A 12,648-nucleotide genomic window follows, 5' to 3' on the forward strand; every position below is an offset into this window, starting at 1 on the left:
TCCCAATGATACATCAGATGAATGTCTTGATCGCTTGAGAGGTTTCCCCATTTGTGGCGGGACGATCTCCCTTGTAGGGGTTGATCATCGGATCTATGCTCCGGCTTGATCCGTCCCCCGAGCGTGGAGAAATGATGATCACCATCGTCAGCGTCGACGCGATCGACGTCCGGTTCCCGACCTCCCTGAGCATGGACGGCTCCGATGCCATGAACAAGGACGGCGACTACTCGGCCGCCTACGTCGTCATCAGGACCGATGACCCCGAGCTGTCCGGCCACGGGTTCACCTTCACCATCGGGCGCGGCAATGACATCTGTGTGCTCGCCGCCCGGTTGCGCGGACGACCGCTGGTCGGGATGACCCTGGCGGAGGTGGCCGGCGACCTCGGGGGTACGTACCGGCATCTGAAGTCGGACGCGCAACTACGCTGGCTCGGCCCGGACAAGGGTGTCGAACACCTCGCGCTCGCCGCCGTCATGAACGCCGTGTGGGACCTCGCCGCCCGCGCCGCCGGCAAGCCGCTGTGGCGGCTGCTCACCGACATGACCCCGGCCCAGCTCGTCGATGTCGCCGATCTGACCTATCTCTCCGATGTGCTCACCCGGGACGAAGCCATCGGCCTGCTCGCCGAACTCGCCCCCACCCGCCACCAGCGCATTGCCGAGCTGGCCGGCACCGGCTACCCCTGCTACACCACCAGCGCCGGCTGGCTCGGCTACTCCGACGACAAGCTGCGCCGGCTCTGCCAGGAGGCGGTGGACTCCGGCTACCGGCACATCAAGCTCAAGGTCGGGGCGAACCTGGCGGATGACGTCCGGCGGCTGCGGATCGCCCGCGAGGTCATCGGGTACGAGGACGCCCAGCTGATGATCGACGCCAACCAGGTGTGGGACGTACCGCAGGCCATCGCATGGGTGGGCGCGCTCGCCGAGTTCAAGCCGCTGTGGATCGAGGAGCCCACCAGCCCCGACGACATCCTCGGCCACGCCGCCATCCGCGAGGCGGTCGCCCCGATCGGGGTGGCCACCGGCGAACACGGCATGAACCGGGTGCTGTTCAAGCAGATGTTCCAGGCCGGAGCGATCGACTTCTGCCAGCTGGACGCGGCCCGGCTGGCCAGTGTGAACGAGGTCATCGCCGTCTATCTGATGGCGAAGAAGTTCGGGGTGCCGGTCTGCCCGCACGCGGGCGGCGTCGGGCTGTGCGAGCTCGTCCAGCATCTGTCGGTCTTCGACTACGTCGCCGTCTCCGGCTCACTGGAGGGCCGGGTCACCGAGTATGTCGACCATCTGCACGAGCACTTCACCGACCCGTGCGTGGTACGGAACGGGGCGTACGTGCTGCCGGCCCGGCCCGGCTACAGCGCCCGGATGCACGAGGAGAGCCTGGCCACGTACACCTATCCGGACGGGGCGTACTGGGCGGCGGCTCAGAGCGCCGGGTCCTGATCGGCCAGGTACTGCTCGACCGCCAGCAGATGGACGCCCATCCGCAGCCGGGCGGCCTCCGGGTCGCGCGAGCGCAGCGCCCGCAGGATCGCCCGGTGCTCGTGGTGGGCGGCCTGCTCGGCGCCCTTCTCGTTGATGGAGCGCCACAGCCTGGCCCGTACGGTGCGCCCGGCCAGCGCCTCGATCAGCGCTTCGAGGGTCGCGTTGGCGCCGGCCCTGGCGATCACCCGGTGGAAGGCGATGTCCGCCTCCATCGCGGCCTCGTGGGACCCGGCGCCCGGGTCGTGGATGCGTTCGTCGATCGCCGCCAGGATCTGCTCGGCCCGCTCCAGCTCGGCGTCGGTGATCCGCAGGGCGGCGCGGCCGGCGGCCTCGACCTCCAGCACCCGGCGGACCGACTGGAGTTCGGCGACGTTCTCGGGGCGGTGCAGGTCGGCGAGGAAGCCCATCGGGCTGAGCAGACTGCGCGGGTCCAGGGCGGTGACGTACGTCCCGTCGCCCTGGCGGGTCTCCAGCACGCCGGTGAGGGTGAGGGCGCGGACGCCTTCGCGCAGGGAACCGCGGGAGACGCCGAGCCGGGCGGCGAGGTCCTTCTCCACGGGGAGCCGGGCGCCGGCGGCCAGCTCCCCGTTCATGATCATGTGCTTGACGCCGTCGACCACCACGTCGGTCCGGGAGCGGGGCCCCTCATCACTGTCGGTCACGCGCCAACCCTACAGCGCATTCATCGGATGAATCGGCTCCGAGGAGGCATCGCGGGGGGTGGACCCTGCCTTCGCGGGCTTGAACATCCGATGATCGCGCCGTGTGGTCACCGTCCCGGACCAGGGGTCCCGACGACGCCGTTCAGCCCCGCTCGGCGGCGGCCTCCGCCGTGGTGAGGAAACGCAGGTTCTTCACGTGTTCGTTGGCGTGCATCGGGACCAGATCGGAGGTCAGGAACCAGCCCGGCTTGCGCATGCTGTCGGCGATGACCGTGCCGTTGACGGTCAGATTCTCGAAGGTGATGTCCGTGATGACGCGGGTCTCGTCGTAGCCGGTGAGGATCATGGGGTTGGCGTTGCGGCCGGTGTAGCTGAGGTTCTTGATGTAGACGTTCTCGATGCCGCGCCCGGCCGAGGTGTTGTACTTCTCGTTGAACATCACCCGCATGTTGAGCAGTTGCCCCTGCCGGAAGTCCTCCACCCGGATGTCCTCCAGCGTGACGTCGCGCGGCAGGTTGCTGTCCGCCGGGTTGAGCGCGACGCAGCCCTGGTAGAGCATCTGCGGTTCGCGGTGGTCGCAGATGTCGAGGTTGCGGAAGGTGAGCCGTTCGATGATCTCGGGGGCGGCGGTGTTCCCGTGGGTGCCCACATTGATGGGGTGCGCCACGTCCGCCCACAGGGTGGAGTCGGCCACCGTGATGTCGCGGGTGTCGCCGTAGTAGTCCCAGCGGTGGGTGTAGATCGCCACGCAGTCGTCGGAGGTGCGCAGGAAGGCGCCGGTGATGGTGACCCGGGAGCTGGAGAAGATGTCGATGCCGTCCCCCCAGCCCTTGGCGCTGAAGGCGCGCACCCCGGTGATGGTCACATCCTCCGACTCCCCGACGGTGACCGCGTAGCCGTCCGGGTTGAGGAAGGTGACGCCCTCCACCGTGATGTGCCGGGAGCCCTCGATCGTGACGCCGCCGCCGGGCGCGGCGTGGATGACGCCGCGGCCGGTGAGCCGGGCGTGCTCCACGTCCTTGAAGATCACCCGGGCGGCGAGCACGGCGCCGCCCGCCAGATGGACGGTGCCGCCGGACGGCACGGTCAGGGTGCCGTCGGGGGTGGTGTGCCGGCCGGGGCCGAAGTGGATCACATCGGCGGCGCCCGGGTCGGGGGCGCCGGCCTCGACGGCCCCCGCGAACAGGTGCACGCAGTCGAAGATCTCGTCCGCGCCGGTCTGGATCACCAGGTTACGGGGCCGGTCCAGGGTGAGCCGCAGGGTGCCGTCGCGCCGTACGTCGCCGCTGAGGCCGAGCGAGTCGGGACGGATTCTGGCCTCGGCGATGGTGCCGGTGGTACGGGTGATCGCCACCTCCACCGTGCCGGTGAAGTCGAAGTACGCCATGGTGGAGCGCTGTTGCAGGCCGGCGCCGGTGGTGGTGTCCACCAGGTTGAGCAGCGCGAGGTACGGGTCCACCCGCTGCCATGGGCCGCCCGGGGTGCGTACCCGGATGGTGAAGGAGTCGTTCACCGGGGCGCCGGCCGGGCGGGGGTAGGTGACCAGACGTGCCGGGCGGCCGGCCGCGCCCGCCGCGCCCGCCGTGGCCGCTGCCGGGGCGTTGGCCGTCACCGCGCCGGCCGCCGCCGTCGCGCCCGCCGCCTGGAGGAGGGCGCGGCGGCTGAGGGGAGGAGTCATGGGGGTACGTCCTTTACTTGAGGCCGCTGGTGGCGGCACCGGCGAGGAAACCGCGCTGGGCGAAGAGGAAGAGGGCGAGCACCGGCAGGACGTACATCACGGCTCCCGCCGCGACGAGGTTGGTGATGGGCAGGCCGGTCTCGTTGACATAGACCGTGTTGAGCGCGACCGCGAGGGTGGTGCGGTCGGTGGACAGCAGCAGCGCCGGGGCGATGAAGTCGCCCCAGGTCCAGGTGAAGGCGATGATCGAGCCGGCCGCGATCACCGGCCAGGACTGCGGGAGGAAGATCCGCCAGAAGATCCGGCCGTACCCGCAGCCGTCCAGGATGGCCGCCTCCTCCAGCTCCTTGGGGAGGGCGGCGAAGAACTGCCGGAAGAGGAAGATGAGATACGGCGTGCCGGACAGCCCCCACAGCACCCACGGCCAGTAGGTGTCCACCATGTGCAGCTTGGCGAACAGCAGATAGGTGGGGATGAGGGTGATGACGGACGGCAGCATCATGGTGGACAGCAGCAGCCCGAACGCCGCCTTCTTCCCCGGGGCCGCCAGGCGGGCGAAGGCGTAGCCGGCCAGCGCCGAGCTGAGGGTGGCCAGCACCGTGTAGAGGGTGGCGATGATCAGGGAGTTGCGGGCGTACCCGAGGTAGTCGACGCTGGTGAGCGCCTCGCGGAAGGTGCCGAGCGAGAACTTCTCCGGGAGCCAGTGGATGGGCAGCGCGGCCAGTTCGGCGGGGGACTTGAGCGCGGTGAGGATCAGCCAGCCGAACGGGCCGAGCAGCAGCCCGGTGATGCTCACCAGCACCACGTACAGGGCGAGCCGCTTGAGGGAGAACGTGGTCATCGCTTCTTCGCCTCCGGTTCGACGGTGTAGAACACCGCGCCCGCGGTGGCCTTGAAGATGAGGCCGGTGACGGCCAGGATCACCGCGAACAGCACCCACAGCAGCGCCGAGGCGTACCCGAAGCGGCCGAAGGCGAAGTACTGGGCGAACACGTTGATCATGTAGAGGTAGTTGCCTTCGGGGACGGTGGTGACCCCGGCCGGGGTGGCGTCGGCGGCCAGCAGCAGCGGGAGGAAGGTTTGCAGCGCCCCGATGACCCCGGTGACGGTCTGGAAGAGCAGCACCGGGGTCAGCAGCGGGAGGGTGATCCGGGAGAAGGACTGCCAGCGGCTCGCCCCGTCGACCCGGGCGGCCTCGCCCAGTTCGCGGGGCACGTCCTGGAGCCCCGCCAGCGAGATGATCATGATGTTGCCGACGCCCCACAGCACGGCGACGATCAGCACATAGCGGGCGTACGGGTCGGTCAGCCAGCTGATGGGGGACAGCCCGAGCCCGTCCAGGATGCCGTTGGCGGCCCCGGAGTTCTGGTCGAAGAACATCTTGAAGGTGAGCGCCGCGCCGACCGGCGGGACCACCGCCGGGAGATAGAGCAGGGTGCGGAAGAGGGCGCGCCCGCGCAGCGGCCGGTTGACCAGCACCGCCAGCGCCAGCCCGGCGGCGATCGACAGCGGCACGGAGAGCGCGGCGAACAGCCCGGTGCGTACCAGGGAGCCGCGGGTCACCGGGTCGGTGAGCACCTCGCGGTAGTTGTCGAGCCCGACGTAGCTCCAGTGCGGGGATATCCCGTCGAAGTTGGTGAAGCTCAGCCACAGCGCGTATCCGAGCGGGAAGGCGGTGAGCAGGATCAAGCCGGCCAGCCAGGGGGTGATGAACAGATAGAAGGCTCTGGTCTGTCGCGGCATCATGGCGCCACCAGCCTTTTTCCGAGGTCCAGTTGGTGGTTCATCCGCTCGGTCAGCTCATCGGCGAGCGCGCCGGTGGGCAGTTCGCCGCGCATGGCGGCGGGCAGCACCTGGGTCATGGTGGCGTCGAGGGTGGCGGAGCGGACGTAGGGGGTGAAGGGCAGCACCGCGTAGTAGGGGAGTTCGGCGTTCTGTACGGCGAGGGCCTGGCGCTGGTGCGGCTCGGCGTCGGGCATCAGCGCGCGCAGCGAGGCGAGCGGCGGGATGCCCCAGCCGGCGCCGGCCCGCTCGGCGGCCGGGGGCCCGCCGAGGTACCACTCGAAGAGCCGCCACGCCTGTTCCTTGTTGCGGCCGGCCTTCGGCATCCACAGCCCGGTGCCGCCCTGGCAGGCGCTGATCCGGGGGCCGCCGCCGAACTGCGGGGCGGGGGCGAGCCGGGAGGCGGCGCCGGTGGGGGTGCCGGCCATGGCGCCGCCGAACCAGTAGCCGTCGTTCGCCATGGCCATCCGGCCGGCCTGGTAGGTGGGCCAGTCCCAGTTGTCCTGGATGGGGTTGATGAGGGTGGGGCCGACCTGGGCGCGGGCGTAGTCGATGTACCAGGTGAGGGCGGCGCGGGCCTCGGGGCCGGAGAAGTCGACGGCGCCGAAGTCGTCGGTGAAGATCCGGCCGCCGGCGGTGGCGGTGATGCTCATGAGGTTGCTGAGGTGGCCGAGGCCGTTGGCGCTCATCCCGTACACCTGGGTACGGGCGCCCTGGCGGTCGGTCAGCCGGCGGCCGAGTTCCAGCCAGTCGGCGTGGCTGAGAGGTTCGGTGTCGGAGGGGTACGGGACGCCGGCCGCGTCGAAGAGTTCGGTGTTGTACCAGAACATCCCGTCCTGGGAGTAGTCCTTGACCATGCCGTACCGGGGGCCGGCGCCTTGCAGCCGGCCGTCGTAGCGCCACAGGTCGTTGACCGGGTCGAGATCGTCCACGCGCAGGACGGAGCTGCCGGCGAAGTACGGGTCCAGGTTCTCGGCCACCTGGCGGGAGACGAGGTAGGGGGTGTCCAGGGCGCCCAGGCCGCGTACCAGGTCGGGGGGTTTGCCGCCGGCCATCATCGCGGTCAGCCGGGTCACGTCGTAGGGGACCAGGGTGACCTTGATGTCGAGTTCGTCCGCCGCCGCTTCGACGAGGTGGGCCGGGAAGTCGGCGACCGTGCTCATCACGGTGACCTCGTACCGGCCGCGCCCCGAAGTGGCCACCCGCAGCGCGCATCCGGAGGCCGTGGCGGCGGCCGTGGTGGCGGCGGCGAGGGACAGGAATCGGCGTCGGTTCATGGCGGCGCCCTTGCCGGAACGCATGATGACCGCACCACCTTTCAACATTTCAGCGCAAGACCGCGCGGAATTGAGGGGGAGCATCTGCCCGACAGGGGATGTGTGTCAAGAGTCTTGACATACTTTCGAAACGGGCGGGTATCGTCACCGACATGAGTACGAAGACCGGCGGATCACTGAAGACGTTGCGCCGGGCGAACGAAGAACGGCTGCTCTCCCTGCTGCTGCGCGAGGGCCCGCTGCACCGGGCCGCACTCGCCCGCCGGGCCGAACTGTCCCGCACCACCGTGTCCACCCTGGTCGGCCGGCTGCTCGCCCGTGGACTGCTCACCATCGCCGAACCCCCGCCCGCCGGAACGGAGCACAGCGGCGACGGCCGGGCCGGCGACCTGCTCGCCGTCAACCCCGGCGCCGCCGCCGTCGCCGGGCTCAACTACACCCACGACAGCGTGTGGGTCCACCTCGCCGACCTCTCCGCCCGCGAGATCGGCGGCGCCGGCGCCCCGCTCGACCCGGGCCTGACCCCGCGCGAACGCATCGCGGTCGGCGCCGCGCTGCTCGACCGGCTGCTCGCGGACGCCGGGCGCGGCCGGGAGAGCGTGCTGGGCGCCGGCATCGGCGTGCCCGGGCCGATCCACAGCGCCACCGGGGTCGTCGGCGTCTCCCTGCCGGGCCAGCCCTGGGCCCACGTCCACGCCGCCGAGGAATTCGCCCGCCGGCTCGGCCTGCACGTCGCCATCGAGAACAACACCCGGCTGGAAGCGGTCGCCGAGGCCCGCTGGGGCGCCGGGCGCGGCGTACCCGACCTGCTGTACTTCGGGCTCTCCAGCGGCATCGGCTCCGGGCTCATCCTGGACGGCCGGCTCTACCGGGGCTCCGTCGGCGCCGCCGGCGAACTCGGCCACGTCTCCGTCAGCATCGAAGGCCCGCCCTGCCGCTGCGGCAACCGGGGCTGCCTCGCGCTGTACGCCGGACTGCCCGCCGTACTCGGCGCGCTGCGTCCGGTGCTGGGCGAGAAGGCGACGCTGCCCGAAGTGCTGCGCCGCTGCGCCGCCGGGGACCGCGCCGTACAGGGGGTGTTCGCCGACGCCGGGGCCACCACCGGGCGGGTACTGGCCAACCTGTGCAACCTCCTCAACCCGGAACGGATCGTGGTCGGCGGCGAACTCTCCCTCGCCGGCGACGTGTTGCTGGACCCGATGCGTACCGCGATCCGCCGGTACGCGCTGTCACTGGTACGAGAGGTGACGATCCGGCCCGCCGAACTGGAACCCGGCGCCCGCTCCGGCGCGCTGGGCGGCGCCGCCCTGATGCTCGGCGAGACCCCCGAACTGGCCGCCGCCCTCAACCGGATCGGCGAACGCCCCCGCCCGCAGCCCGAGGAGACCACCCCATGAGCCGCTTCACCGGCAAGGTCGCCCTGGTCACCGGCGGTGCCAAAGGCATCGGCGCCGCCTGCGCCGCCCGCCTCGCCGCCGAGGGCGCCCAGGTCGTCGTCGCCGACACCGACCAGGCGGCCGGCCGCGCCACCGCCGCAGCGATCGGCGGCGAGCACCACGACTGCGACGTCGCCTCCGCCACCGACTGGCAGCGCCTGGCCGACTCCCTGCTGGCCACCCACCGGCGGCTGGACATCCTGGTCTCCAACGCCTACGCGCTGCGCGTCGCCCCCGCCCACGAACTGCCCGAAGCGGACTTCGACCGGATCACCGACGTCTGCCTCAAAGCCACCTATCTGGGAGTGCGCGCCTTCGCCGAGCCCCTGCTGGCGGCGCGCGGCACGGTCGTCGCGGTCTCCTCCGTGCACGCCCGGGCCGGGGTGCCGGGCTTCCCCGCCTACGCCGCCGCCAAGGGCGGACTTGAGGCCCTGGTACGGCAGCTCGCCGTCGAATACGGCCCGGCGCTGCGGGTCAACGCCGTCGCCCCCGGCCCCGTCACCACCCCGCAGTGGGACCACACCCCGCAGGACGCGATGCGGGAGGAGGCCGAACGCACCGCACTCGGCCGCTTCGGCACCGCGGACGAGGTGGCCGCCGCCGTGGCCTTCCTCGCCTCCGCCGAGGCCGCGTTCATCACCGGGGCCGTGCTCCCGGTGGACGGCGGCTGGAGCATCCGGCACCGCTGACCACCCCCTGACCACGACTCAGAAAGGCCCCGCCACCATGAGAATCGCCCGGGTGGAGACCTTCCTCCTGCCCCCGCGCTGGCTGTTCGTCCGGATCGAGACCGACAGCGGCATCGCCGGCTGGGGCGAGCCCATCGTGGAAGGCCGGGCAGGAACGGTCGCCACCGCCGTCGCCGAAATGTCCGAGCGGCTCATCGGCGCCGACCCGTACCGGATCGAGGACCACTGGCAGGTCCTCGCCAAGGGCGGCTTCTACCGGGGCGGCCCGGTGCTCTCCAGCGCCCTGGCCGGCATCGACCAGGCGCTGTGGGACATCAAGGGCAAGGCGCTGGGCGTCCCCGTGCACCAACTGCTGGGCGGCCCGGTCCGCGACCGGATCCGCGTCTACAGCTGGATCCACGGTGAACCCGGCATGACACTGGCGGAAGCCGGCCGCGCCACCGCGGCCGAGGGCTACACCGCCGTGAAATGCACGGCGGGCGACCAACTGCGCGCCATCGACACCCCAGCCGCCGCAGCCGCCGTGGTGGACCGGCTGACGGAACTGCGCGAGGCGGTCGGTACCGGCGTGGACATCGCGGTGGACCTGCACGGCCGGTTCTCCGCCGCCATGGCCCGCCGGGTGCTGCCGCTGCTCGAACCGCTCCAGCCGCTGTTCGCCGAGGAGCCGTTGGTCCCCGAACTCTCCCGCGACCTGGCCGCCGTCACCGCCGCCACCTCCGTACCCATCGCCACCGGCGAACGCCTCTACTCCCGCTGGGACTTCCGCGACGTCCTGCCCACCGGCATCGCCGTCGCCCAGCCCGACCTCTCGCACGCCGGCGGCATCTCCGAGGTGCGGCGGATCGCGGCGGCGGCCGAGGCGTACGGGGTGGCGCTCGCCCCGCACTGCCCGCTCGGGCCGATCGCCCTGGCCGCCAGCCTCCAGATCGACGCGGCGACCCCCAACTTCCTCATCCAGGAGCAGAGCCTGAACATCCACCAGGACCGGGACAACCCGCTGCTGTCCTACCTGGTGGACACCGCCCCCTTCACCCTGCGCGACGGGCACCTCGCGGTGCCCACCGCGCCCGGCCTGGGCATCGACATCGACGAGAAGGCGGTACGCGAGGCCGCCCGCAGCGGCCACAGCTGGCGCAACCAGATCTGGCGCCACGACGACGGCGCGTTCGCCGAATGGTGAGCCCGCGCAGGAGGCACTGCCCCGGGCTCAGCCGGTGCCCGGCGGGGCGGCGCGGGGCACTCCGGACGCCCCCCGTCCATAGGAAGCGTCCGGGGCCAGGAACCCGGGAACTCCGCCGGGCGGCAGCGGATGTGCTGCCTCTTCGGCCAGCCCCGAGACGGCCCACAGCGCGTCGGCGGAGAGGTCTTCGAGACGGACGTCCACCCTTCTCGCCACCTCGTCCCGAGCCGCAAGGACCGACGGATCCGCCCCCGTCACCAGCGAGATCCGGAACGCGACCCACCGCCGAACGGCGACCTCTTCGTCCGCCACCTCGTGCAGACCAACGGCCCCGGGCGAGATCCGCACCACTCCCTGGGGCGGCTGCCACGCGTAGTGCAGGTCCGCCGCGAAGGCCGCCGGCGCACCGGCATGCCACTCGCCCGAGGCCGCGAAGCGCAGGTCGCCCCGGCGTGTGGTGGCTCCCGTCCAGCCGTCCAGGGCGGCCACGGGCCGGCCGCGGACGGCCCGGCCGGGGGTTCGCCGCTGTGGCCCTGACATCATCGCTGTCGTCCCCCGCCCCGCTGAAACGCATGAGAGTTGGAACGTGATGACCCTGATCGACAAGGTCGCCTGGCTGCGGCTGGCGGACGGGAAGATTCTGGCGGCCCGGTCCCGGGGCAAGGACACCTGTTATGTCCCGGGCGGCAAGCGTGAGCCGGGGGAGAGCGACATCGAGACGCTGGTGCGGGAGATCCGGGAGGAGCTGACGGTGGACATCGACCCGGGCAGCGCGGCGCACGCCGGTACGTTCGAGGCGCGGGCGCACGGCAAGGACTCCGGGGTCACGGTCCGGTTGACCTGCTACACCGCCGACTACCGGGGCACCCTCGCCCCGAGCAGCGAGATCGAGGAACTGCTCTGGCTCGGCTACGCCGACCGCGAGCGGGTCTCCCCGGCGGTGCGGCTGATCTTCGACCACCTCCACCGGGCCGGCGACCTCCACTGACGAACGGCGGTACGGCGAGGCCCCCGGCGGTGCTGCCGCCGGGGGCCTCGTACCGTTTCGAACCCGAGTTACGCCGCCGCGTCGAAGCCCGAGTCGCTGGCCATCTTCTTCAGCTCCAGCAGCGCGTGCTTCTCTATCTGGCGGATGCGCTCGCGGGTGAGGCCGTGCTGCTTGCCGACCTCCGTCAGGGTGCGTTCGCGGCCGTCCTCGATCCCGTAGCGGGCCCGGATGATGGCCGCGGTGCGCTGGTCCAGGCGGCCGATCAGGTCCTCCAGGCCCTCGCGGCGCAGCATCACCAGCACGGACTGCTCCGGCGAGGCCGCCGAGGTGTCCTCCAGCAGGTCGCCGAACTGGGTCTCGCCCTCGTCGTCGACCGACATGTTCAGCGAGACCGGGTCGCGCGCCCAGTCCAGGACGTCCTGGACCCGCTCCGGGGTGGAGCCCAGCTCGGCCGCCACCTCCTGCGGCTCCGGCTCGCGGCCCTGTTCGCGGTTGAACTCCCGCTGGACGCGCCGGATCCGGCCCAGCTCCTCCACCAGGTGGACGGGCAGCCGGATGGTGCGCGACTGGTCGGCGATGGAGCGGGTGATGGCCTGCCGGATCCACCAGGTCGCGTAGGTGGAGAACTTGAAGCCCTTGCTGTAGTCGAACTTCTCCACCGCCCGCACCAGGCCGGCGTTGCCCTCCTGGATCAGGTCGAGCAGCGGCAGCCCGCTGCGCGGGTAGCGCCGTGCGACGGCGACCACCAGGCGCAGGTTGGAGCGGATGAAGACGTCCTTGGCGCGTTCGCCGGCGGCCACGATCGCCGCCAGCTCCTCACGGGTGATGTCCGCGACCGGACCCTTGGTCACCGGCGGTTCGTCGCCGTTCAGCAGGTGCTCGGCGAACAGCCCCGCTTCGATCGCGAGGGACAGCTCGACCTCCTTCGCCGCGTCGAGCAGCGGGGTGCGGGCTATCTCATCGAGGTACATGCCCACGAGGTCGCGCTCGGTGACATCGCCGCCTGCACTGGACCGGACACTGCCCGTCGATTCGGCACCCTCCACGGTGTCCTTACGTCGGGCGACGGCACGGGTTGCCATACGTGCTCCCTTGCGAGTGATCGAATGCTGTTCGATTGACGCGCTGGTCAACCCGGACGCCTGGGATGCCCCCTCGCCTCCCGCGTCCGTAACGAATCAACGACGGGAATCCGGACAGAATTCCCAAGCGGCGCATCTTTTTCTGGCGATGCAGTATCCTGCCCGCCCACGCCAAGCCGCCGCGCCCACTCGTACCCCACTCGAACCTCACCCCCACGCCTGTGAAGACGAACGGCGTCCTCCGATGGTTGCGCGAGTGCCCACCACCCGGATGCGTCACTCGGCGCGCGGCCCCCCTTTCGCCGATCGAGGGTGGATTCCCAACCGGCCTCCACCCCGACCGGACCGCCACCGCCACCCCCCGCACCCCGGGAGGCC

At 71.3% G+C, this 12,648-nt stretch carries 12 protein-coding genes; 5 read left to right on the plus strand and 7 right to left on the minus strand.

Annotated elements, in window-relative coordinates; genetic code table 11:
- Positions 1–134: 134 nt before the first annotated feature.
- Positions 135–1,451: an L-fuconate dehydratase gene (locus tag AC5WRL_RS21335; protein ID WP_496090296.1), complete on the plus strand. Its 1,317-nt coding sequence runs from the start codon at positions 135–137 to the stop codon at positions 1,449–1,451.
- On the opposite strand, the gene AC5WRL_RS21340 is transcribed toward AC5WRL_RS21335, so the two are convergent.
- The 5 genes from AC5WRL_RS21340 to AC5WRL_RS21360 form a co-directional block, all read right to left on the minus strand.
- On the minus strand, positions 1,433–2,155 hold the full coding sequence (locus AC5WRL_RS21340) for a FadR/GntR family transcriptional regulator (RefSeq protein WP_496090221.1): 723 nt from the start codon (positions 2,153–2,155) through the stop codon (positions 1,433–1,435). The genes AC5WRL_RS21335 and AC5WRL_RS21340 overlap by 19 nt on opposite strands.
- Positions 2,156–2,297: 142 nt before the next feature.
- Positions 2,298–3,833, minus strand: coding sequence for a glycosyl hydrolase family 28 protein (locus AC5WRL_RS21345; protein ID WP_496090222.1), 1,536 nt, complete (start codon positions 3,831–3,833; stop codon positions 2,298–2,300).
- A gap of 13 nt (positions 3,834–3,846) precedes the next feature.
- Positions 3,847–4,674 carry a carbohydrate ABC transporter permease gene (locus AC5WRL_RS21350; RefSeq protein WP_496090223.1) on the minus strand — a complete coding sequence of 276 codons (828 nt, stop codon included), beginning with the start codon at positions 4,672–4,674 and terminating at the stop codon, positions 3,847–3,849.
- A complete protein-coding gene (locus tag AC5WRL_RS21355; RefSeq protein ID WP_496090224.1) occupies positions 4,671–5,579 on the minus strand; it encodes a carbohydrate ABC transporter permease in 909 nt (302 codons plus the stop codon). The genes AC5WRL_RS21350 and AC5WRL_RS21355 overlap by 4 nt, the downstream gene beginning before the upstream one ends.
- Positions 5,576–6,916: an extracellular solute-binding protein gene (locus tag AC5WRL_RS21360; RefSeq protein ID WP_496090225.1), complete on the minus strand. Its 1,341-nt coding sequence runs from the start codon at positions 6,914–6,916 to the stop codon at positions 5,576–5,578. The genes AC5WRL_RS21355 and AC5WRL_RS21360 overlap by 4 nt, the downstream gene beginning before the upstream one ends.
- A gap of 128 nt (positions 6,917–7,044) precedes the next feature.
- Between AC5WRL_RS21360 and AC5WRL_RS21365 the strand changes: the two genes are divergently transcribed.
- From AC5WRL_RS21365 to dgoD, 3 genes are read left to right on the plus strand one after another with little or no spacing between them, the layout of a single operon-like run.
- Complete coding sequence (locus AC5WRL_RS21365) at positions 7,045–8,289, plus strand: ROK family transcriptional regulator (RefSeq protein ID WP_496090226.1); 1,245 nt, start codon at positions 7,045–7,047, stop codon at positions 8,287–8,289.
- Positions 8,286–9,017 carry an SDR family NAD(P)-dependent oxidoreductase gene (locus tag AC5WRL_RS21370; RefSeq protein WP_496090227.1) on the plus strand — a complete coding sequence of 244 codons (732 nt, stop codon included), beginning with the start codon at positions 8,286–8,288 and terminating at the stop codon, positions 9,015–9,017. Before AC5WRL_RS21365 ends, AC5WRL_RS21370 begins: the two co-directional genes overlap by 4 nt.
- A gap of 37 nt (positions 9,018–9,054) precedes the next feature.
- Positions 9,055–10,200, plus strand: a complete 1,146-nt coding sequence (gene dgoD, locus AC5WRL_RS21375; RefSeq protein ID WP_496090228.1) for a galactonate dehydratase — start codon at positions 9,055–9,057, stop codon at positions 10,198–10,200.
- Positions 10,201–10,227: 27 nt separating this feature from the next.
- Here the strand turns inward: dgoD and AC5WRL_RS21380 are convergent, their stop codons facing one another.
- On the minus strand, positions 10,228–10,743 hold the full coding sequence (locus tag AC5WRL_RS21380; RefSeq protein ID WP_496090229.1) for a hypothetical protein: 516 nt from the start codon (positions 10,741–10,743) through the stop codon (positions 10,228–10,230).
- A 46-nt stretch (positions 10,744–10,789) separates the two neighbouring features.
- Here AC5WRL_RS21380 and AC5WRL_RS21385 point away from each other — a divergent pair, with 46 nt between their 5' ends.
- On the plus strand, positions 10,790–11,188 hold the full coding sequence (locus AC5WRL_RS21385; protein WP_496090297.1) for an NUDIX hydrolase: 399 nt from the start codon (positions 10,790–10,792) through the stop codon (positions 11,186–11,188).
- Between the two features lie 68 nt (positions 11,189–11,256).
- Here AC5WRL_RS21385 and AC5WRL_RS21390 read toward each other — a convergent pair whose 3' ends face one another.
- Positions 11,257–12,270 (minus strand): sigma-70 family RNA polymerase sigma factor, encoded by a 1,014-nt coding sequence (locus AC5WRL_RS21390; protein WP_496090230.1) that lies wholly within the window; start codon positions 12,268–12,270, stop codon positions 11,257–11,259.
- Positions 12,271–12,648 lie beyond the last annotated feature (378 nt).

This window comes from Streptomyces sp. NTD107, assembly GCF_059510435.1.

Bases quoted from the DNA above. Each gene is read 5' to 3' on its own strand.
- AC5WRL_RS21350 (WP_496090223.1), bottom strand. From the start codon at position 4,674: ATGACCACGTTCTCCCTCAAGCGGCTCGCCCTGTACGTGGTGCTGGTG.
- AC5WRL_RS21365 (WP_496090226.1), top strand. From the start codon at position 7,045: ATGAGTACGAAGACCGGCGGATCACTGAAGACGTTGCGCCGGGCGAAC.
- AC5WRL_RS21385 (WP_496090297.1), top strand. From the start codon at position 10,790: ATGACCCTGATCGACAAGGTCGCCTGGCTGCGGCTGGCGGACGGGAAG.
- AC5WRL_RS21360 (WP_496090225.1), bottom strand. From the start codon at position 6,916: ATGCGTTCCGGCAAGGGCGCCGCCATGAACCGACGCCGATTCCTGTCC.
- dgoD (WP_496090228.1), top strand. From the start codon at position 9,055: ATGAGAATCGCCCGGGTGGAGACCTTCCTCCTGCCCCCGCGCTGGCTG.
- AC5WRL_RS21345 (WP_496090222.1), bottom strand. From the start codon at position 3,833: ATGACTCCTCCCCTCAGCCGCCGCGCCCTCCTCCAGGCGGCGGGCGCG.
- AC5WRL_RS21380 (WP_496090229.1), bottom strand. From the start codon at position 10,743: ATGATGTCAGGGCCACAGCGGCGAACCCCCGGCCGGGCCGTCCGCGGC.
- AC5WRL_RS21355 (WP_496090224.1), bottom strand. From the start codon at position 5,579: ATGATGCCGCGACAGACCAGAGCCTTCTATCTGTTCATCACCCCCTGG.
- AC5WRL_RS21370 (WP_496090227.1), top strand. From the start codon at position 8,286: ATGAGCCGCTTCACCGGCAAGGTCGCCCTGGTCACCGGCGGTGCCAAA.
- AC5WRL_RS21335 (WP_496090296.1), top strand. From the start codon at position 135: ATGATCACCATCGTCAGCGTCGACGCGATCGACGTCCGGTTCCCGACC.
- AC5WRL_RS21390 (WP_496090230.1), bottom strand. From the start codon at position 12,270: ATGGCAACCCGTGCCGTCGCCCGACGTAAGGACACCGTGGAGGGTGCC.